This is a genomic window from Marinomonas sp. (genome assembly GCF_965225885.1).
In the GTDB taxonomy this organism is placed as follows: domain Bacteria; phylum Pseudomonadota; class Gammaproteobacteria; order Pseudomonadales; family Marinomonadaceae; genus Marinomonas.
In genome coordinates, this window is record NZ_OZ245329.1 from 2,137,610 (window position 1) to 2,156,889 (window position 19,280).

The window sequence follows — 19,280 nt, forward strand, 5'->3', positions numbered from 1 at the left end:
ACTTTCACTTTTAAATAGAAAGTAGAAAAAAGAACTTAGATCTTGGAGCAACTTCATGAACAGCACGAATAAAAATAACAATGCGACAACGGAATCAAAGATCAGAATTGGTATTAACCCACTGACTTGGACCAACGATGATTTGCCATCGTTAGGTGCCGATACACCGCTAGAAGTGTGCTTGAGCGAAGCGCGTCAGGCAGGTTACAGCGGCGTTGAGTTAGGTAACAAATTTCCCCGTGATGCCAGTGTGCTTGGACCAATCCTCAAGCAACACGACTTATCTTTGGTATCTGGCTGGTACAGCGCACGCCTGTTAGAACGTAGCGTGGAAGACGAAATTGCTGCCATGCAGGATCACCTTAATCTACTAAAGGCCTTGGGTTCTAACGTCATGGTATTTGCCGAGGTGAGTGGTTGTGTTCATGGCGACCAATCAATGCCTTTGTCACAACGTCCACGTATGACCCAAAGTCAGTGGGAGGAATACACAAAACGCATGACGGCAGTCGCAGACTATATGGCGTCGGAAGGCGTAAAAATGGCTTATCACCATCACATGGGAACCGTGATCGAAACCGCGGAAGAAGTCGATAAACTTATGCAGATGACGGGCGACAATGTGGGTTTATTGTTGGATACCGGACACATAACCTTTGCGGGAGGCGATGCTTTGGCGATGGCGAAAAAACACGCCAAACGTATTGTACATGTGCACTGTAAAGACATTCGCCCGGCGGTTTTGCAAGACAACCTTAATCGCGACAGTGCTTTTTTGAACGCGGTTCTGGATGGGGTTTATACCGTACCCGGTGACGGCAGCATTGATTATTTTCCAATTTTTGAAGTACTGAAAGCAGCCGATTATCACGGCTGGATTGTGGTGGAGGCGGAGCAAGATCCTGCTATTGCGCATCCATTAACGTATGCGACAAAAGGCTACGAGTATTTGTCGGCGAATTTAGAAAAGGCCGGTTTTCATTTTTAATCAGGCACTGGTCATTCACCTACTTTAAGAGATAAGAAAGAAGAGAGAATAAAATGTCTAATAACGTCATGGGTAACTTCATCAATAACCAGACTGTAGGAAGTGCTTCCTCACGCCAAGCAAAGGTCTTTAATCCTGCAACGGGTGATGTGTCATTGCAGGTTTCCTTGAGCACTGCAGAAGAAACACAGAGTGCGATTGCTGCTGCACAAACCGCGTTTGAGACATGGTCTCAGGTGACGCCATTAAATCGCGCTCGTGTACTGTTTAAGTTCAAAGCCTTGGTAGAACAACATAGCCATGAGTTGGCGGAATTGATTTCCAGCGAACACGGCAAAGTCTATTCCGACGCCATGGGCGAATTGACTCGTGGTCTGGAAGTGGTGGAATTTGCTTGTGGTATTCCTCATCTACAAAAAGGTGAACACAGCCTAAATGTAGGACGAGGCGTTGATAGTTATAGCTTGATGCAACCGCTAGGCGTTTGTGCAGGTATTAGTCCATTCAATTTTCCCGCCATGGTGCCCATGTGGATGTTCCCTGTGTCCATCGCCTGCGGCAATACCTTCGTGATGAAACCGTCTGAGAAAGACCCAAGCACCATTATGCGTCTTGCTGAATTATTAAAAGAAGCGGGTTTGCCAGACGGCGTGTTTAACGTGGTTAACGGTGATAAAGAATCGGTCGATGTTTTGTTGACTGACGAACGCATTCAAGCGGTGAGCTTTGTTGGCTCTACGCCAATTGCTGAATACATTTATGCCACGGCTGGTGCTCACGGCAAACGTGTTCAAGCTCTAGGTGGTGCAAAAAACCATATGTTGGTGATGCCTGATGCGGACCCTAATCAAGTGGTGAATTCACTAATGGGCGCGGCTTACGGCTCTGCTGGAGAGCGTTGTATGGCGATCTCGGTTGCTGTGTGTGTTGGTGATGACGTGGCTGATAATTTGATTACCAAGTTGAAAACAGAAATTTCTACCATGACGATAGGGCCGGGTTTGTACAAACAATTTGGCATTGAAGAAGAGCCACACATGGGGCCGCTAATCAGCAAAGAACATGCGCAAAAGGTTCGAGATTACATTACTTCAGGTGTTGAACAAGGCGCAACTTTGGTGGTGGATGGCCGTGATTTTGTGCGTAAAAATCACGAGCAAGGCTATTTTGTCGGACCAACTTTGTTTGATCATGTGAAAGCAGGCATGCGAATTTATGACGAAGAAATCTTCGGTCCCGTTTTGTGTGTAGTGCGGGTGGATTCGTATGAAGAAGGCTTGGCACTCATCAATCAACATGAATACGGTAATGGCACCGCGATTTTCACTCGAGATGGTGATACGGCTCGCCAGTTTACCGAGAAAGTTCAAGTCGGCATGGTGGGTGTAAATGTGCCCATCCCTGTACCGATGGCGTTCCATAGTTTTGGTGGTTGGAAGCGTTCTTTGTTTGGACCTTTGCATATGCATGGGCCAGATGGTGTACGTTTTTACACTCGCATGAAAACCATTACCGCGCGCTGGCCAACGGGTTTACGGGCAGGCGCTGAGTTTTCAATGCCAACCATGAAATAATAAGTTTCGAGGTTTTTAATATGTCCTTATTAAGTAAAAACAGACTCAGTAAAAAAAATCAGAAAGCAGGGCAGTCACAAACTCAATTAGTGACACCAGAAAGTGCCAATTGGCAGTATGTTGGCTTTGAAGCACATCAGCTTAAAGCTGGAGAGTCTGTTGCGATTCAAACCGAAACCGATGAAGTGTGTGCCGTGATCTTATCGGGCAAAGCCAATGCCAGTACCAAGCAGGAAGCGTGGCAAAACATTGGTGATCGTATGAGTGTGTTCGAGCAAAAAGCACCCTATTCGGTGTATTCGCCAGCGCAAGACGAGATTCGTATTGAAGCCATAACCGATGTGGAAGTGGCTTTTTGTAAGGCACCAGGCAAAGGTGGATTCCAAGCGAAATTGATCACACCGGAGCAATGCCAATACGAAACGCGAGGCGTCACCAGCAACACTCGCCATGTGTGCAATATCTTATTCGGTAACGAACCCGCTGACAGCTTGTTAGTCTGTGAAGTGATTACGCCAAGTGGCGGCTGGTCAAGCTATCCGCCGCATAAACACGATACCGATGCGGCGCCTGCTGAAACTCAGCTGGAAGAAACTTATTATCACAAGATTGATCCGCCACAAGGCTTTGCTTTCCAGCGTGTGTATACGGATGACCGAAGCATTGACGAAACCATGGCCGTGGAAGACGGTGATCTCGTCATGGTGCCAGAAGGTTATCATCCAGTTGGTGTGCCTCATGGTTATCAATCCTATTATCTGAACGTTATGGCGGGGCCAAGTCGTAATTGGATTTTTCATAATGATCCGGATCATGCTTGGATTATTGAAAGAGATAAACAGCTTTAAAAGGTGTGAACCTTTGGGCGACTACTGCGCTCGCTAATACTTTGTTAAAAATAGACTCGAATTGCTCATTTATAACCCATAAACTCCGCCTTCTCGTCTATTTTTGCCTCGTCTTGGCTTCGCTTGTAACGTCGCTTGCTTGAAAGTGTTTTCAACAACTTAACAATATCTACAAGTCTAATAGTCGCCTTGTATAAAAAAAATAAACCTAAGGATAAAACTATGTTGAATTTTGCTTTGTTTGGCGCCGGTCGAATCGGAAAAATGCACGCCCAAAATATTCAGGCGTTTGCACAATCGAATTTAAAATATGTATTTGATGTGTATGCGCCAGCGGCGGAAGCGGTAGCCAAAGCCACCGGTGCTCAGGTTGCTGATAGCGTAGAAGTGGCTTTAGCGGATCCTGAAGTCGATGCTGTGTTGATTGCAACCAGTACAGATACCCATGTGGAGCTGATTATTAAAGCGGCTAAAGCAGGTAAAGCCATTTTGTGTGAAAAGCCAATTGATTTGGACACGGCCACGGTGAACGCTTGTTTAGAGCAAATTAAAGATTGTGGGGTGCCGATTCAGATTGGTTTTAACCGTCGTTATGACCCAAGCCATGCGGCAGTAGTAAAAGCGGCGCAAGATGGCAATATTGGTAAGTTAGAGCAGATTATCATTACCAGTCGTGATCCAGGCATGGCGCCAGTGGAGTATCTGAAATCGTCTGGTGGTATTTTCCGTGACATGGTCATTCATGACTTCGATATGGCGCGTTTTGTCTTGGGGGAAGAGATTGTCGAGCTGCAAGCTTTTGGTAGCGCTATGGTGGATGAAAAGATCACCGAAATTGGCGATGTCGATAGCGTGATGGTTATCATGAAAAGCCAATCTGGTCGCTTGATTCACATTAACGGATCGCGTCGTGCGATATATGGATACGATCAACGAGTAGAAGCGTTTGGCTCAGAAGGCATGGTTATTTCAAATAACCAAACGCCAACCTCGGTAACGCGCTTCACCAAAGACACGACGCAAGTACAAGACCCACTTTATAACTTCTTTATTGATCGTTACGTGGATGCCTATAATTTGCAGCTAACCTCTTTCATTGAAAATGTTCTCGCTAAGAAGCCGGTATCCCCAAGTTTCGAAGATGGGCGTCGCGCACAAATGCTTGCTGATGCGGCACAGAAATCGTTGGAAACAGGGCAGAAGGTGACACTGAGCTGGTAATTGATATTGAGGCGGTTTAACTCAATACAATAAAAAAGGGCGAATAGCCCTTTTTTATTGTCTAATGTTAGAGAGTTTCAACCATCACTCTTTGGTTTAAGCCCTTCGAATTTGTTATCGAATGCTTCTATAAAGGCGTTTTTCAATGCTTCTAAAACAGCGTCAAACGCACTAATTTCAGGATCCTTTAATGAACCAGTAATTTCGATGATGGTGGCGGCTTTGTTCGTATCGCTGTTGGTAAATAAGCCTGTTAGTCCGCCACTTAATCCTTCCCAAGAAAGTTGGAACAGACCATCGCCATCTTCTACTGCATCTTGTTGCCAATCCAGAATATCGACTTTTTTGAATAAGGGTTTTACGTAGCCTGTTAACTCTCCATTTTCTGCTTTTAGTTCGCTGACCACTTCGCCAGTTCCGGCTCGAAAATCAAATCCGGCATAAATTTGGGCAAAATCATTGAGCAAAGGCAATGAAACGGATTCTGTTTTTAGGGCAATGTTAAAATCGTTAGAGACAAAAGGGTCGAATTCAGCGTTCATTTCCAACGAGGCTGAATTCAGAAGCTTGGCATCTAAGTCCAAGCTCGCGACACGTTTGCCATCTTGTCCCGTAATATTTGTTAGGTTAGCGACGTCTGCATGAAGCTCGGTAAGCTGAATATTAACGGGCGGTTCTGATTCGAAATTTCGAAAGGCAATACTGCCGTTGTTTAAGCTGATTTTGCTGATGGTAATGGGAATAAGCCCTTCGACGACGCCTTGCCAGTCACCACCTTTGCCTGATTGTGCATTATCTGCTTTTTCACTGTCGACAAAGTTTACTTGTGGTGAGTCTAGGGATAGGTTCGCAAGAATTTCGCCTTTAAATAATGCGTGCCAGCTTAATGCAATATCTATGTTGTCAGCACGAACAAAGGGCACTTTGTGTGCGCCTTTTACTTTTGAAACAGACAATTCCTGCAGCTGATATGCGCCTCGATAAAGATCTATATCGACGTTTTCTATATGCCCTGAATAATCGCCCATATCGGACAATTTTTGATTCACTGTATAAAGCGCCCAATAGGGTAAATATAGCCTCAATATGATCAGAATACTCAAGATCATTACGAGAAACGTAATGGTGTTTTTCAGTCGTTCTGCTTTCATGCTAATGTCTCCTTGTTAACGCTTAGCTTAAGTGGTAGAGCGATTTTTCTCAATGAAAATCAAGGCTTTCCCTAATCTATACGCGACCTTTGCACTTATTTCCCACACTGTTTATACAAAAAATCAGAACGGCTTTATGGCTACTCTAAAGATGCAATAGACTGCTCGACTTTTTGTCTGAAGTCATCAGGAAAGGGAATAGCTGATTTGGCGGCTTTGGAGAAACACACATAGGTGACATCGGCTTCAACGACTGTGACCTTGGTTTGTACGTTAATGATGGTCTGTTTCATGGTGATGCTGCGATTGCCAATTTTAGCGTAGCGGGTTTGTACTTCGAGAAGATCACCGAAGTTGGCTTCAGATTTAAAATTAATGTTGATGTTGACCACAGGCCAAACAAGGTCTTGTTGCATCCAGTCGTCTTTATCGAAAAACTCATCAAAAAACGCCCAGCGGCCTTCTTCTATAAATTCCAAATAACGGGCGTTGTTGACGTGTTGAAAAAGGTCTAAATGATATCCGCGTACTTTTATTTGTGTCTTATTGAGCATGTTATTTTTCTCCACATAAAAACTCGAACGAAAAAGGTTACGATGCTTTTAGCAGGAAACAAATAACAAAATCGCTCGACTTTACTAACAGCGAATTTGAATAGCTATCAAGCACTTGGACGCACAGTGTGTCGCCACACGGGTGGAGCATGAAATATGAGGTGTTGTTTTTTGCGTTCTTTGTCAGAGGCGTTTTCCAGTAATGTTGAAATGGCATCGGCCATTGCGCCAAGTGGTTGTGCGAATGTGGTGAGTTGATAGCCGAGCCAACTGGCTTGTTCTATGTCATCGAATCCGACAATGCAGATGTCTTCTGGAATGCGTAGACCAAACTCATTTTTGGCTACATCCATAAAGCCACAAGCGATTAGATCGGTGACACAAAAAATGCCGTCGGGTCTGTCGCGAGAAGCCAATAAACGTCGTGCTGCGTCTACGCCAGTTTGGTAACTGGTTGGTCCTGCTCGCAACAAGGTGCAAGCTTGCTTGGCGTCTTCGGCGGCTTGAATAAACAGGTTTTCAGGAGTCAATAAACTAGGGGATTGAATCGTTGACGACACAACCGCAAGCTTCTGGCAGCCCGCTCGAAGCAGCATATGATGAGCGTCGGCCATGGCAGATTGGTAATCTATGCTGATGTGATCGGTGCCTTCAAATTGGCCAGCACGGTTAACAAGGATGACTTGTTGCCCGCTTTGTACACAAGTCTCAATCAAGGTGGTTTGCGGCGTGCCAGATAAAACAATGGTTGCTGAGGCGCGATAATTTAACGTTTGACGTAACGCCGCATCGGCACTGGCTTCGCCGCCAGAAGTATTGATCACCATCACGGCTCGACCAGCCAATTGCAAGCGCTGGGTGAGGGCGTCGAGCAAGCTGGCTTGATAAGGGGCATTCAGGTTGGCGCCTAGAATACAAACAGGTCGGCTTTTTTCGCTGGATAAGCCACGGGCAAGATGATTGACGTGATAATTCAGTTCTTTCGCGGCCGCTATTACGCGTTCTCGAGTGTCTTTAGAAACACTTGCTCCGGGCGTAAAGGTGCGAGAAACAGCGGACCGAGAAACGCCAGCGAGTTTGGCAACTTCTGCGGCGCTGGCGATGTTTTTCGGTCGTTGCTGTGTCATTTCTTTTTCATGTCCTGACCAAAGCCTGCCTCTCGCAGCATTTTCTCCATGCTGGCGGCGCGTTCTGCTAAGTGGATCAAAGCCGGTTTTGGGGTTTCAAACCATTCATCTGGATGAAGCTCACGCTTCTCACGAATATGTGCAATGGCAGAATCCAGAGTCGGGTAACGATCTGGATATTCTAAATGCAAAAATAGGGCAACTATAGTGACTGAGCGACTGCGACCACCGCGACAATTCACCAAAATGTTGCCTTTTTCGCGAACTTTATAAGACGCCTTATCAGGAAGCTCTTGATCCAGTGCTGAACGCATTAAGTGATAACCTGCTAATACCATGGACTCTGGGTTTCCTTGGCCATCGATCATGCCAATTTTGTAATATCGAACAGGAGCCCAACCATGTTTTAGTAAGTGTTCTGGTGGGTTAGGTTCTTGCGAATTTACAAGGTCAATATCTAGGTTTATCGCGCAGTTAAGCACTACTTTTATATTATGTTTTTTAAGTAGCTCTGCGTCTGCCACACTGGTAGAACCGCCAATATAAATATCCACTCCCCAGCCAGGAATATTACTCTCAATTAGGCTCATTGGCGGGCGAGGGTAGCGTTTTTTTACTTTTTCAGATGTCATTGTTTTCTCTTTTCTTACTCTTTAAAAAGGTAAATGTGTGAATGCGCAAAATTTTATAGTGTGTGTTCAAGTTCTGGCGCGGTATTGGTCTCAGCTAACATTGACTTAGCTGCAAGCGATATCATTGTGTCATGGGAAAATTGTTCTGCAACACCGGGTGCGACCGCGAGAATTGGCCCGCCGTGAATAATATCTGCATGCGTTTTGGGGAAAGCCCCAGTACGTCCTCCCGCCTCTCGCACCATGAGTAAGCCTGCTAAGCAATCCCATGCGTTCATATGCGATTCTGCATAACCGTCGGTTCGTCCTTCAGCCACCCAAGCTAATGCCAATGCACCAGAAGCACCACGGCGAATATTGGTGCCGCTTGTCAACAAAGATTTCATGATGGTTAAGTAGACCGATTCTGGGACTCGTGTTGACCAGCCTAATTCAAAAGATGAGCTGTGGGTATCAGTTATGTTGGAAACACGTAGAGCTTGACCATTTTTGGTAACGTATTGGCCTTTGCGAGCTAAGTACATTTCGTTCGTCGCTGGATTATAAATCGCCCCGAGTAACGTCTCGCCGTTATGTACAAAGGCGATTGAAATACAAAAATGATCGATGCCGCGGGCGAAGTTGGCGGTGCCATCAATCGGGTCAACTACCCAGAGAGACGCATTGGTGACTGAGCCTCCTGTTTCCTCGCCAAGCAATCCATCTTCGGGAAAAAGGTTGTAAATAGCGTGGCGGATATGTTCTTCGACCAGTGCATCGGCTTCGGTTAAAAAGTCTTGCTGGCCTTTCATGGTGAAATCACCGGGTTGTCTGGCGCGATAGCTTTCTAATGCCAATGCTCCTGCGGTTAGCGTGATAGAGTGCAGGGCGGCTTCGCGTTTTTCTAGTTCGCTTTTTTTGATGTTGTTGGGCGTCAAAGATGGATCCTTTTCTAAAATGTTGGATTGAGATCAGCTAAGCGTTTTTTCGTCCTAACTGATCTCATTTTCGTTATTACTGAAGCTGTCTCTTGCTTAATTTTTAAAGCTTAGGCTCCAAAGATCTTGCCAGTCCTGACGGCTCTCCCAATCTGATTTTGCCGTAGAGGCATCGTAGCCCATGATTTGATCTCGAACTTTATCAATGCCTGACGGTTCGTTATCTGGCAGTTTAACGGTTTGGTTGGTGGACATTTTACCATCTACGCCCTGTGGCGCGATGCCTTCGGCTGTCATCATGTAATGAATAAACAATTTCGCGGCGTTAGGGCTTTTTGTTCCTGTGGTGATAAAGCCTAAGCCAGGATAGCTCCAACCACTAAATGGCACCATGTCGGCACAAAGGCCTAGTTTCATGCCATTTTTGTTGTTTCTAAATTTGGCAGCACTGACCATGCCGACAAAGCTGTCTTTAACATCTGGCGCGCCGATAGCGTTAGCTGCTTCGGTGTCTGAGCTGGTAACCAGTGGGCGGTTTTCTGCAAGGGCTTTAACAAATGCTGCGGTGGCGCTGTCTTCATTGGTTTTTAATGGTTTGCCAAATTCTGCTTGATAGGCATCGGACATTAATTTGTCATGATGTGTAGCTAATTGGTTGAACCAGTCTGTGTAAGATGGTTTGCCAAGCGGATCTTGCATGGCGATTTTACCTTGCCATTCAGGCTTGGTCAGTTGCCAAATATTGGTAATTGGACAGGTATCGTAAAGTCCTGTGTTATAGGCCCAAATGTTGGGTGCCAAAACCACGGTCAGTGGGCTTTGGTAGGTGGCTGGAATGTGTTCGGCTAAATCGGTCGGCACCCAGCTTGTCACGTAACCTTTTGATAAAAGCTGTTCTATACCTGCAGGCGCATCGGCAAGAATCGCGACATCAGCTTTGACGTTACCGGCTTTGGCTTCACGGCTGACGATTTCTAGAATTTGCGACGCTTTGGCTTTGATGCCCGTTGCCTGAATGCCGTATTTTTTGCTAAAGGACTCGGCTTGTTTAACGATTTTTCCTGTTGAATCGTACACAGTCAACGGCGCTTCTTGTTTGGCGGCCGCGATTAATGCTTGAAGGTCAAATGAGTCTGCGGCTGAAGCTGAAATAGAACCGAGGGCTGTTAAGCTAACACTCAGTGCAAGAAGGCTTTTTTTCATCGGGAAGTTCATAACAGTTTCCTTTTTAAGTTTAGCTTATGCTTGTTTAGCGTAGGGTTGATTGGTGTGTTTCTGATTAGCGTTTTTTGAATTAGCGTCTCTTGAATTAGCGTCTCTTGAATTAGCGTCTCTTGAATTAGATAGAGACGAGCTGAGCAGTAAATTGTCGAAGTCTCTACCGTTACCGGAGAGCACAAGTCGGTTGCCATGGTGATCAAAAAAATGCAGTGATGGTGTCGGCAAATAAGCATTTACCTGATCGCCTTCACGCCATTTTGGGCGAGACTGAGTGGAGTGGAATAATCGGTCTTCACCGAAACTCAGTTCAATCACCCAGCTGCCACCAGTGGGCATGATGTTTTCGATGGTCATGGGCAAGGTATTAATGTTGGCGCTGTCGGTCAGAATGATTTCTTCTGGACGAATGGCGCACACTTTGGCGTTGTCAACTTCCAATCGTCTCGCTTGAATGTGCTTCGCAATGTTTATTGCCTCGGCATTGGAATCTTCTAGCTTGATCAGATTGATTTTCGGGTTGCCGATAAACTCCGCCACAAAGCGATTGCTTGGCTCGGCGTAAATTTCATCTGGCGTACCGATTTGTTGCAGCTGACCTTTGCTCATCACCGCAATGGTATTGGCAAGCGTCATGGCTTCCCATTGGTCGTGGCTGACAAAAATAATGGTCGTACCAAAGGTTTGATGTAAGCGACGCAGCTCGGCGCGCATTTCCAGACGTAAAGTCGCATCAAGGTTTGATAATGGCTCGTCCAATAGCAAAACCCCCGGATTCACTGCCAGCATGCGCGCTAAGGCAACGCGCTGTTGCTGACCGCCAGACAATTGAGACGGATAACGGTCTGCGTATTCAAGAATACGTAGCTTGCTCATCACATCTAAACAACGTTCTTTGCGTTCTTGAGCGGGGACTTTTTGTAGGCGCAAACCAAAATCCACATTACGTTCCACTGTCATGTGCGGCCAAAGGGCATAGTTTTGGAAGACTAAACCAATACGACGCTTTTCGGGTGGAATGAAACAAGACTGATGAACCGAATCAACCACTAAATCGTCTACGGCAATTTCGCCGCTGGTGGAATGCTCGATACCGGCAATCATGCGCAAAATCGTGGTTTTTCCGCAACCAGAAGGGCCGAGCAAACACATAAATTCGCCATCTTCTACTGTCAGCGAGACCTTATTGACAGAAGGTTCTGTGTTGCCGTCGTAGCATTTTGTGAGGTTGGTTAATGTGATAGTAGGCATATTAATTCTCCAGACCTTGAGCCAAACCCGTACCGGAGATCTTTTGGATCAATACGGTGCCAAGCCAAGCGATAAGCGCAATCATCAAGACCACCGCGTTGGCGGCTTGGTCATAGTTGTAATCGAGTAAACGCAGTGAATACGTGGTGAGAACATCGGTGGATGGAATCGCCAAGATAATGAACAGGCTGACGCCTTTAATACCGGAAATGAAAGGCAACAAAATGCCCGTTGCCAATGGTCCAGCTTGTATTGGGATAATGATTTTGCCCATGCGGCTAAACCAATTGGCACCGGCAATACGCGCGGCTTCTTCGGGTTCTTTGCCTAGTTGTGTCATGGCTGCGATGCCAGATCGGCTTGCAAAGGGCATTTTTTCCGCGACGAGGGCGATGATGAGAATCAGTGGTGTTCCATACAGAGCTGGAATCGGGCCACGCGCCACAGCGAACAGAGATAAAAACGCTGCCGCAAAGGCAATGCCGGGAACCAAGTAAGGCAAGAAGGTAATTTGGCGTAAGAAAGAACCGACGCCTTTGAATGAACAACGTAATACCGCATAACCGACCAGCAAACCTAAGACGCCAGAGATCATCGAAGACGAACCGACAATCACAATAGTGTTCCACGCGGCTTGCCAAAATTCTGGTGTTAGCAAGATGCCGTTGCGAAGGGCCACTGTGTCTAAATTGCTGCCGATCCAATAATCAAAGGTGAAGTTTTCCAGCGTAAAGCGACCGGGCAAAATCATGATGGTGGATAAGAACAGGGTCAGTAGCGGCAGAACCACCCCGATCATTACAAAGGCACCCGCAAAACCAGACGCTGGTATACGCATACGACCCAGTTTGCGTAGTCTGTCCATGTTGCCTTTACCGCCGACAGTGACAAAGCGGCGGGCTTCTTTCATCATGCGAACATCGATCAGCAAAGTAATTACGCCAATGATCATAATCACCGCGGCAATCACCGCAGCCACACCGTTTTGACGAGTGTCTAAGGCGCGATACAGTCCGGTCGCTAATGTGTCGTATCGCACTGGTAAACCTAAAATATATGGCACCGCGAACTCGCCAATACAGTCGGCAAATATCAATAAAGCCGCCGACATTAACGCAGGGCGAATCAAGGGTAAGACGATGGAAAAAGCGATCACTCTAGAAGGCGCACCGAGCACACGAGCGCTGTCTTCCATTTGTGTATCAAGACGACGTAACGCATTGCCCACAATCAAAATTACCAATGGTGTGTAATGCAAAACCAATATAAACACGATAGGAAAATAGCCGTAAGCCACACTGTTTGATGTGGTGATGCCTAAGGACTCTAGCCAACCGGGTTGACCGCCAACGGTACGGTTTTTAAAAATCGTTGTCCAAGCGAGAGCAAACGTCCATGTCGGTAACATAAAAGGCACAATAAGCGCCGTGGCGAACCAAGCTCGTCCCGCCATGTTGGTACGATTCACTAACCACGCCAGCGCCACTCCGATACTCATTGAGAACACCACAGTGCCAGCGGCAATGGCTAAGGTGTTGTATAGCGGTTGCCATAAGAGGATTTCAGAAATGCGTGAATACAGCGTTCGTACAATATAGTAGAAGGTGAAACTGCCTTCATCCTGATGGGTTCTTGCTTCGTCTCCAGATTGCACAATAAAGGAATCCACTAGAATCGAGAGCACAGGTGCAAGAATCAAATAAGCAAAGAAAATAGCCAGAACCAAACCAATTAAATTAGCGGGTTCATGTCGAGCAACTGCAAATGAATGCCTTGCGCGTCGCCAAAGGTTTGGCTTCTTTTGCTCTGTTGCATTGAGCAGGGTGGACATAGGTTATTCCCTAGAGGTGTATTTAATTTTCTAAACAATAATCTTCCTCTATGACAAACCGATGACATTTTGCACGTATGTGCAAAAAAGTTTTGCGAACGGTTTTTTAAGCTAAATAACCTTATTAGATTGAGCACGCTGACATCTCTTGTTACTTTAGTTTTTCTAGTGACGGGAGAATGTAATGGAACATGTATTGCCGAACGAAGAGGCTTTTTATGGAAAGACCTTTATGGATTTGTCGATGGAGCAGGGCAAGGTGAGCCGTAAGGTATTTGAGTCTTGTGTGTTTGAATCCTGTGATTTTACCGAAGCATTTTTTGATGCCTGTACCTTTAAAGATTGCCAGTTTCGTAAATGCAAGTTGACCGCGGTGAATGTGAGAAACAGCAAATTCTCCGACGTGCAGTTTTATGAATCAAAGGTGTTGGGTGTGGATTGGACCAAAGCCTATTGGCGAGGATTAGAGCTAGGCGCGCCGCTATTTTTTAAAGAATGTCTGCTCAATGCCTCGTCGTTTTATGGCTTGAAGCTATCGGGTATCGTATTTGAAGATTGCCGAGCACATGATGTGGATTTTAGAGAGGCAACGATTTCTCGTGCGCGTTTTACTGGAACCGATTTAACCAATAGTTTGTTTGTGAATACCAATCTTACAGGCGCCGATTTTAATGGTGCGACCAATTACGATATTGATGTGAAGAAAAATACCATTAAAAACGCCATCTTTTGTCGATATGAAGCGGTGAGCTTGCTGACGTCACTGGGTATCAAATTGGTTTAAAGGCAGCGTGAAAAAATAAAAAGGAAAGCAGCATGTTAAGAAAAGACAAAACGGGTTTGGTGGTGATCGATGTACAAGGAAAGCTAGCGACGATCGTTCATGACAGCGAGGCGTTTATCGCTAATTTGGTTAAGCTAGTAAAAGCCGCCAAGCTACTTGGAATGCCTATTCTGTGGTTAGAGCAAAACCCTGAAAAACTGGGCGCAACTGTGCCAGAGCTGTGCGAAGTTTTGGATATGGTTGAACCAATCGCTAAGTATTCTTTTAGTGCCTGCGGCGAACCCGTTTTTGTCGAGGCGATTAAAAAAGCCAAGATGAACACTTGGCTTATTACCGGCATCGAGGCGCATATTTGTGTTTATCAAACGGCGTTGGGCTTGCTGGATTTAGGTTATGACGTGGAACTGGTGAGCGATTGTGTGTCGTCACGATCTATAGAGAATAAAGACATGGCGCTCGCCAAATTGGCTCGCAAAGGCGCAGAAGTGACGAGCCTTGAAATGTGTTTGTTTGAATTGATTGGTGATAGTCGGGCGGATGAGTTTAGAGGGGCGTTGAGTTTAATTAAGTGAAAACTTTTGTACGACTGCGGCTCATTATATCGATTTAATTTATCTTGAACGGTCGGCTTTGTGGTTTAATCCAGCAATAGTTTTTCATTGAGACTCAACACCTTTCCCTTTAGGCAGGCAGCATGAACATAGATAAATCGAAAAAACGTATCGCGAAGAAAGTAAAAATGGGTTTCAAAGGTTATCCGCAACTTTCCATTGCTTACTTTGGGGATACAGCAGACATCGCCACAGAAGTGATTGTGACCTTTACCGCAGAAGAAGGCGCAGAACCACAAGATCAACGTTTTGCGGGTCAAAGTGATGTACGCGAAGACGAAGTGATTCAATCCGCCTTGGTGAAAATTATGGAACGTACTGACGCAAAAAGCGTATTGGAAGTAGAAGGCGTTTCGATTAAGAGCTAAGGTTCACGACTATTTTGGTTTGCTGAAAATGAACCGTCAGTCATGAATATTTCATTAGTGTTAATGAAATGGGTAAGAAAAGATTAATCCACTGACAAAACGCCATGTTTTGTCAGGTAAGCACATTTTTATAGAAAGTTGGTGGTAGGATTTCGCACCTTGTGTTTGATGTTGGTCGTAGAAAGGGCGCTTTGGGTGGTTTTAAATCAACCAAAATACGCTCCCACTGCGGTTAGCCTATATCAATGTCTGATGGTGGCGAGGTGCTTTTGGTCTGTCTCTCTTTGAGAGTTGATAACAAGCATGTCCTGTCATCCAACTATAAAATAATAGATGTTGTTTGCTTTATGAAAAATCAAAATACAGCTCCTGAAAAATCCCTCTCTGCCCCGTTCGTTTACCCGAACATGAAAATCGCGTTTATCTTATTGATTACCTGTTTTGCTGCCTGGGGCGTCGCTGCCAACATGACAGATCCTCTGGTAAAAGTGTTTAGTAAAATTTTCACCATGAGCACGTTTGAATCCGCTTTAGTACAGTTCGCGTATTATGGCGCGTATTTCTGTTTGGCGATTCCTGCGGCGTTTATCAATGCTCGTTACTCTTATAAAGCGGGTGTGTTGACAGGTTTAGGCTTGGCTATCTTAGGTGCCTTGGCTTTTTATCCTGCCAGTGTATCGATGACGTATGGTTTCTTTTTGGCTGCTTTGTTTATTTTGGCGGCTGGTTTGTCTATTTTAGAAACCTCGGCGAATCCTTTTGTGATGACCATGGGGCCAGAAGGCAGTGCTGCACGTCGTTTGAATTTGGCTCAGGCGTTTAACCCAGTTGGCACCAACATCGGTGTGTTTCTTGCCGCGACATTGATTCTTCCAAATCTAAATACCGCATCTCCAGAAGAAAGAGCCAGCATGGCGCCAGAAATGCTGCTTAGCATTCGAGCTGATGAATTAAACAGCGTGATGACACCTTATGTCGGCATGGCGTTTGTGTTGATGATCATCTGGGCGCTGATCTATTTTATGCGTGTGCCTAAATCGGCTAACACCGTCAATGTTGATGAAGTTCAGACGATTGATTTTATGGCGACACTGGGCCGATTGTTTGCTCGAAAACAATACCGTTGGGGTGTGGTTGCGCAGTTCTTTAACGTTGCGGCACAAACATGTACTTGGACCTTTACCATTCAATATGTACAAGAAACTCTAGGTGGCACCGAAGCCAGCGCGTCTGATTATTTGCAGTACAGTTTGATCATTTTCTTAGTATCACGTTTTGTGATGACTTGGTTAATGGGCTTTTTCCGTCCAGCAGTATTGCTAAGTATCTTGGCTTTATTGGGTAGCGCTTTGTGTGTTTACGCTGTCATGGTGCCTGATGTCTCTGGTGTGTGGGCGATTGTGTCTATTTCCGCTTGTTTATCTTTGATGTTCCCAACGATTTACAGCATCGCGTTGGACGGTCTTGGTAGTGACACTAAATTCGGTTCTGCGGGTTTGGTTATGGCGATCTTGGGTGGTGCCGTGATGCCATTGATCCAAGGCGCAACCATTGATGAATACGGCGCGATTTTTTCTTATGTTGTCCCGGCCGCCTGCTTTTTGGTTGTGGCGGTTTACGGCATGTTCTCAGTGAAAAACACGTCGGTTTAAAATGTCTGGTTTTTAACAAAGGCTAGAATGAATGCTGAAGAGCCTCGCGAATGCGGGGCTTTTTTTTGTTTGTGACTTTGCCCCCTTACTTCTTTATGATTCTTGTTCACTAAAATCCATGTCGAAATGGCTGTGGTGGGATTTAGTCAGATGATTAAGGATGTTAATTTGCTATGTATTTGTCGAATAGAGCGGAAATTTTAGAAGAAGAAAGCCGCATTTTTGCCCATTCTGTGACTCAGTGTGATTTACATCATCATGATGCACATGAATGCTTGTGGGTAGTAAAAGGGCGAATCCGTGTTCAAGTGATGGATGAGATACTGCTTTTGCAAGAAGGCGATGTGTTATTTATTAATAAAGAATTACCTCATGCCACACAATCGACCGAGGACGACAACCTGGTGCTTTGTCTGCAATATAATTTTGCCGGATTGGCTTTGGATAGCAGGCCAATGAAAGACTGGAGTTTGGTTCAGAAAAGTTTGTTGCCTAAGATTAAGCAGCTGATAGCGCATCTTTGGTGGGAGCAGCATTATAAAGCGGATCACTGGCAACAAGCGCAAACCAGCTTGCTTACTCAACTTGGCTTGTTGTGTACTCGCTATTTTCCCTCTAGAAACCCCATTAAGCCTGATCTAATGGAATCCACTTTATTAATGAATGATTTGTTAAGTCAGATATCTTTGCGCTACCAAGAACATATTTCTTTGTCTTTGTTAGCTGAAGAGCGAGGGTTGTCAGAAGCCTATTTGAGTCGTTATTTTAAAGCCAAAGTAGGCGAGACTTTTTTGCGCTATTTGACCCTTTATCGATTGGAAAAGAGTCTATCGGATTTGGCACAAAAACCGAATAAAGCAGTATCTGAAATTGCCTTTGATCACGGTTTTCCTTCGGTGAAAGCCTTTAATATGGCGTTTCGTCGGGAATACGATTGTACGCCAACGGAATTTCGCCTTAAGCATGAGAAGGTAACTTTAGTGAATGTTGGTCAAGCCTATGCTGGAGTAGATTTAGTACTTCTGAAACAACGGATTATGCCGTGGCTTGATAGGCAATTTTTATATATTTAGTAAAAGATGATTTTTTCAGGTCAAAAAACGGCTAACAAGCAGGTCAAAAATCGGATAGCGCGTTTGTGATTAATTCCCATAATGAAGAAAAACAATAAATACAAAAGGGTTTTAATATGAAGAAGTTGTCGTTTTTCGATAAGGTAAGTTATGGCTTTGGTGACTTAGCCAGTAATGTGGTGTTTACTGCGGTAAGCACTTATCTGATGTTTTTTTATACCGATGTGTTCGGGATTTCTGCGGCGCTGGTAGGGACTTTGTTTTTTGTCACGCGAATGTGGGATGCCATTTCTGACCCAATTATGGGCATGATAGGCGATAGAACAAAAACGCGTTTTGGTAAGTTTCGTCCCTATTTGCTCTATGCTCCTATTCCTCTGGCAATTGTTGCTGTACTTACTTTCACAACGCCTGATCTGGATGAGTCCGGTAAAATTATTTGGGCATTTGTGACCTACATCCTGTTGATGACACTCTATACAGCCATCAATATTCCATATTCCTCTTTACCTGCAACCATATCGGATAGCCCAGTTGAGCGTGGTCAAATGGCTTCATTTCGAATGGTGTTAGCGTTCACTGGTGCATTGATCGTAAACGCAGGGACGTTGCCACTTGTTGAGTTCTTCGGCGATGGTAATAAGCAACAAGGCTTTCAATACACCATGATGCTGTTAAGTAGCGTTATGGTCGTGATGTTCTGGTTGTGCTTTTCTCGCGTGAAAGAGCGTGTTCCCATGATCAAGCAAGACTCTTCCTTGAAAGATGATTTTGCCGTGGTGATTAAAAACCGTGCTTGGTGGATAACCGTATTGGTGGGTGTGCCTATTTTTACCTTTGCTTTATTGCCTTTCTCAGTTGGAATGTATTTCTTCACCTATAACGTGGGGGATGTTAGTGCAGCAGGATTGTTTTTTATGTTTGGTACGCTAGGGATGATTGCCGGAGCAACTCTGATGACCGTGATCGTAAAGCACTTATCTAAACGTATTATTATCATTATGTCAGCACTGGGGAGCATGTTCTGCATCGGTAGTTTGTATTGGCTACATACGGTGGATGTTAAAGTCATTTATATCATCATTTTCTTTAATCAATTCTTAATGGGTATGTGTGCTTCTGCTCTTTGGGGAATCGTAGCGGATACTGCGGATTATATAGAGTGGAAATCGGGTAGACGAGTCATTGGCTTATCAACCAGCTCAGCGACTTTTTCGCATAAATTTGGTATGGGTTTAAGTGGTGCTTTGGTCGGGGCTGGGCTTAGCTTTGTTGGTTATCAAGCTGGTGTAGAACAAAGCGAAGAATCTAAACATATGATTTTACTATTCATGAGTTTAATTCCTGCTTTTGGAGGGGCGTGTGTTGCTTTGATTGCTTATTTTTATCCTATTAATCAAGAAGTAGAAAGAAAGATGCAGTCAGAGTTGCGAGCTAATCGTGAAGCCAAATTAAAAGCGCAAGCTAATCTATAAATAAA

At 45.0% G+C, this 19,280-nt stretch carries 18 protein-coding genes; 10 read left to right on the forward strand and 8 right to left on the reverse strand.

The window, feature by feature from the left end:
- The first annotated feature begins 55 nt into the window (after positions 1–55).
- The 4 genes from iolE to iolG all read left to right on the forward strand — a co-directional run bounded on the left by iolE (position 56) and on the right by iolG (position 4,631).
- Positions 56–988, forward strand: coding sequence for a myo-inosose-2 dehydratase (iolE, locus tag ACO05V_RS10125; RefSeq protein ID WP_421850506.1), 933 nt, complete (start codon positions 56–58; stop codon positions 986–988).
- A 53-nt stretch (positions 989–1,041) separates the two neighbouring features.
- Positions 1,042–2,562: a CoA-acylating methylmalonate-semialdehyde dehydrogenase gene (locus ACO05V_RS10130; protein ID WP_421850509.1), complete on the forward strand. Its 1,521-nt coding sequence runs from the start codon at positions 1,042–1,044 to the stop codon at positions 2,560–2,562.
- Between the two features lie 20 nt (positions 2,563–2,582).
- Positions 2,583–3,410, forward strand: coding sequence for a 5-deoxy-glucuronate isomerase (gene iolB / locus ACO05V_RS10135; RefSeq protein WP_421850512.1), 828 nt, complete (start codon positions 2,583–2,585; stop codon positions 3,408–3,410).
- A gap of 222 nt (positions 3,411–3,632) precedes the next feature.
- On the forward strand, positions 3,633–4,631 hold the full coding sequence (iolG, locus tag ACO05V_RS10140) for an inositol 2-dehydrogenase (RefSeq protein WP_421850515.1): 999 nt from the start codon (positions 3,633–3,635) through the stop codon (positions 4,629–4,631).
- 77 nt (positions 4,632–4,708) lie between these two features.
- On the opposite strand, the gene ACO05V_RS10145 is transcribed toward iolG, so the two are convergent.
- From ACO05V_RS10145 to ACO05V_RS10180, 8 genes are all read right to left on the reverse strand, one after another.
- The gene (locus ACO05V_RS10145; protein ID WP_421850518.1) at positions 4,709–5,782 is read right to left on the reverse strand and encodes a DUF748 domain-containing protein; all 1,074 of its coding nucleotides are present in this window, start codon (positions 5,780–5,782) and stop codon (positions 4,709–4,711) included.
- Between the two features lie 140 nt (positions 5,783–5,922).
- Positions 5,923–6,336: an acyl-CoA thioesterase gene (locus ACO05V_RS10150; RefSeq protein WP_421850521.1), complete on the reverse strand. Its 414-nt coding sequence runs from the start codon at positions 6,334–6,336 to the stop codon at positions 5,923–5,925.
- 107 nt (positions 6,337–6,443) lie between these two features.
- On the reverse strand, positions 6,444–7,463 hold the full coding sequence (locus ACO05V_RS10155) for a substrate-binding domain-containing protein (RefSeq protein ID WP_421850524.1): 1,020 nt from the start codon (positions 7,461–7,463) through the stop codon (positions 6,444–6,446).
- On the reverse strand, positions 7,460–8,095 hold the full coding sequence (locus ACO05V_RS10160; protein ID WP_421850527.1) for a dual specificity protein phosphatase family protein: 636 nt from the start codon (positions 8,093–8,095) through the stop codon (positions 7,460–7,462). The genes ACO05V_RS10155 and ACO05V_RS10160 overlap by 4 nt, the downstream gene beginning before the upstream one ends.
- A 53-nt stretch (positions 8,096–8,148) precedes the next feature.
- Positions 8,149–9,012, reverse strand: coding sequence for an inositol monophosphatase family protein (locus ACO05V_RS10165; RefSeq protein ID WP_421850530.1), 864 nt, complete (start codon positions 9,010–9,012; stop codon positions 8,149–8,151).
- Between the two features lie 96 nt (positions 9,013–9,108).
- Positions 9,109–10,227 carry an ABC transporter substrate-binding protein gene (locus ACO05V_RS10170; protein WP_421850533.1) on the reverse strand — a complete coding sequence of 373 codons (1,119 nt, stop codon included), beginning with the start codon at positions 10,225–10,227 and terminating at the stop codon, positions 9,109–9,111.
- A 24-nt stretch (positions 10,228–10,251) separates the two neighbouring features.
- Positions 10,252–11,481, reverse strand: a complete 1,230-nt coding sequence (locus ACO05V_RS10175) for an ABC transporter ATP-binding protein (RefSeq protein WP_421850537.1) — start codon at positions 11,479–11,481, stop codon at positions 10,252–10,254.
- Position 11,482: 1 nt separating this feature from the next.
- A complete protein-coding gene (locus tag ACO05V_RS10180; RefSeq protein WP_421850540.1) occupies positions 11,483–13,312 on the reverse strand; it encodes an ABC transporter permease in 1,830 nt (609 codons plus the stop codon).
- Positions 13,313–13,496: 184 nt separating this feature from the next.
- Between ACO05V_RS10180 and ACO05V_RS10185 the strand changes: the two genes are divergently transcribed.
- From ACO05V_RS10185 to ACO05V_RS10210, 6 genes are all read left to right on the forward strand, one after another.
- On the forward strand, positions 13,497–14,096 hold the full coding sequence (locus ACO05V_RS10185) for a pentapeptide repeat-containing protein (protein ID WP_421850544.1): 600 nt from the start codon (positions 13,497–13,499) through the stop codon (positions 14,094–14,096).
- Between the two features lie 32 nt (positions 14,097–14,128).
- Positions 14,129–14,668 (forward strand): hydrolase, encoded by a 540-nt coding sequence (locus tag ACO05V_RS10190; RefSeq protein WP_421850547.1) that lies wholly within the window; start codon positions 14,129–14,131, stop codon positions 14,666–14,668.
- 122 nt (positions 14,669–14,790) lie between these two features.
- Positions 14,791–15,075, forward strand: coding sequence for a hypothetical protein (locus ACO05V_RS10195; protein WP_421850549.1), 285 nt, complete (start codon positions 14,791–14,793; stop codon positions 15,073–15,075).
- A 347-nt stretch (positions 15,076–15,422) separates the two neighbouring features.
- Complete coding sequence (fucP, locus tag ACO05V_RS10200) at positions 15,423–16,727, forward strand: L-fucose:H+ symporter permease (protein WP_421850551.1); 1,305 nt, start codon at positions 15,423–15,425, stop codon at positions 16,725–16,727.
- A gap of 173 nt (positions 16,728–16,900) precedes the next feature.
- Positions 16,901–17,800: an AraC family transcriptional regulator gene (locus tag ACO05V_RS10205; protein ID WP_421850553.1), complete on the forward strand. Its 900-nt coding sequence runs from the start codon at positions 16,901–16,903 to the stop codon at positions 17,798–17,800.
- 116 nt (positions 17,801–17,916) lie between these two features.
- The gene (locus ACO05V_RS10210; RefSeq protein WP_421850557.1) at positions 17,917–19,275 is read left to right on the forward strand and encodes an MFS transporter; all 1,359 of its coding nucleotides are present in this window, start codon (positions 17,917–17,919) and stop codon (positions 19,273–19,275) included.
- Positions 19,276–19,280 lie beyond the last annotated feature (5 nt).

Coding starts and splice junctions, on each gene's coding strand:
- iolE (WP_421850506.1), top strand. CDS start 56: ATGAACAGCACGAATAAAAATAACAATGCGACAACGGAATCAAAGATC.
- ACO05V_RS10130 (WP_421850509.1), top strand. CDS start 1,042: ATGTCTAATAACGTCATGGGTAACTTCATCAATAACCAGACTGTAGGA.
- iolB (WP_421850512.1), top strand. CDS start 2,583: ATGTCCTTATTAAGTAAAAACAGACTCAGTAAAAAAAATCAGAAAGCA.
- iolG (WP_421850515.1), top strand. CDS start 3,633: ATGTTGAATTTTGCTTTGTTTGGCGCCGGTCGAATCGGAAAAATGCAC.
- ACO05V_RS10145 (WP_421850518.1), bottom strand. CDS start 5,782: ATGAAAGCAGAACGACTGAAAAACACCATTACGTTTCTCGTAATGATC.
- ACO05V_RS10150 (WP_421850521.1), bottom strand. CDS start 6,336: ATGCTCAATAAGACACAAATAAAAGTACGCGGATATCATTTAGACCTT.
- ACO05V_RS10155 (WP_421850524.1), bottom strand. CDS start 7,463: ATGACACAGCAACGACCGAAAAACATCGCCAGCGCCGCAGAAGTTGCC.
- ACO05V_RS10160 (WP_421850527.1), bottom strand. CDS start 8,095: ATGACATCTGAAAAAGTAAAAAAACGCTACCCTCGCCCGCCAATGAGC.
- ACO05V_RS10170 (WP_421850533.1), bottom strand. CDS start 10,227: ATGAACTTCCCGATGAAAAAAAGCCTTCTTGCACTGAGTGTTAGCTTA.
- ACO05V_RS10175 (WP_421850537.1), bottom strand. CDS start 11,481: ATGCCTACTATCACATTAACCAACCTCACAAAATGCTACGACGGCAAC.
- ACO05V_RS10180 (WP_421850540.1), bottom strand. CDS start 13,312: ATGTCCACCCTGCTCAATGCAACAGAGCAAAAGAAGCCAAACCTTTGG.
- ACO05V_RS10185 (WP_421850544.1), top strand. CDS start 13,497: ATGGAACATGTATTGCCGAACGAAGAGGCTTTTTATGGAAAGACCTTT.
- ACO05V_RS10190 (WP_421850547.1), top strand. CDS start 14,129: ATGTTAAGAAAAGACAAAACGGGTTTGGTGGTGATCGATGTACAAGGA.
- ACO05V_RS10195 (WP_421850549.1), top strand. CDS start 14,791: ATGAACATAGATAAATCGAAAAAACGTATCGCGAAGAAAGTAAAAATG.
- fucP (WP_421850551.1), top strand. CDS start 15,423: ATGAAAAATCAAAATACAGCTCCTGAAAAATCCCTCTCTGCCCCGTTC.
- ACO05V_RS10205 (WP_421850553.1), top strand. CDS start 16,901: ATGTATTTGTCGAATAGAGCGGAAATTTTAGAAGAAGAAAGCCGCATT.
- ACO05V_RS10210 (WP_421850557.1), top strand. CDS start 17,917: ATGAAGAAGTTGTCGTTTTTCGATAAGGTAAGTTATGGCTTTGGTGAC.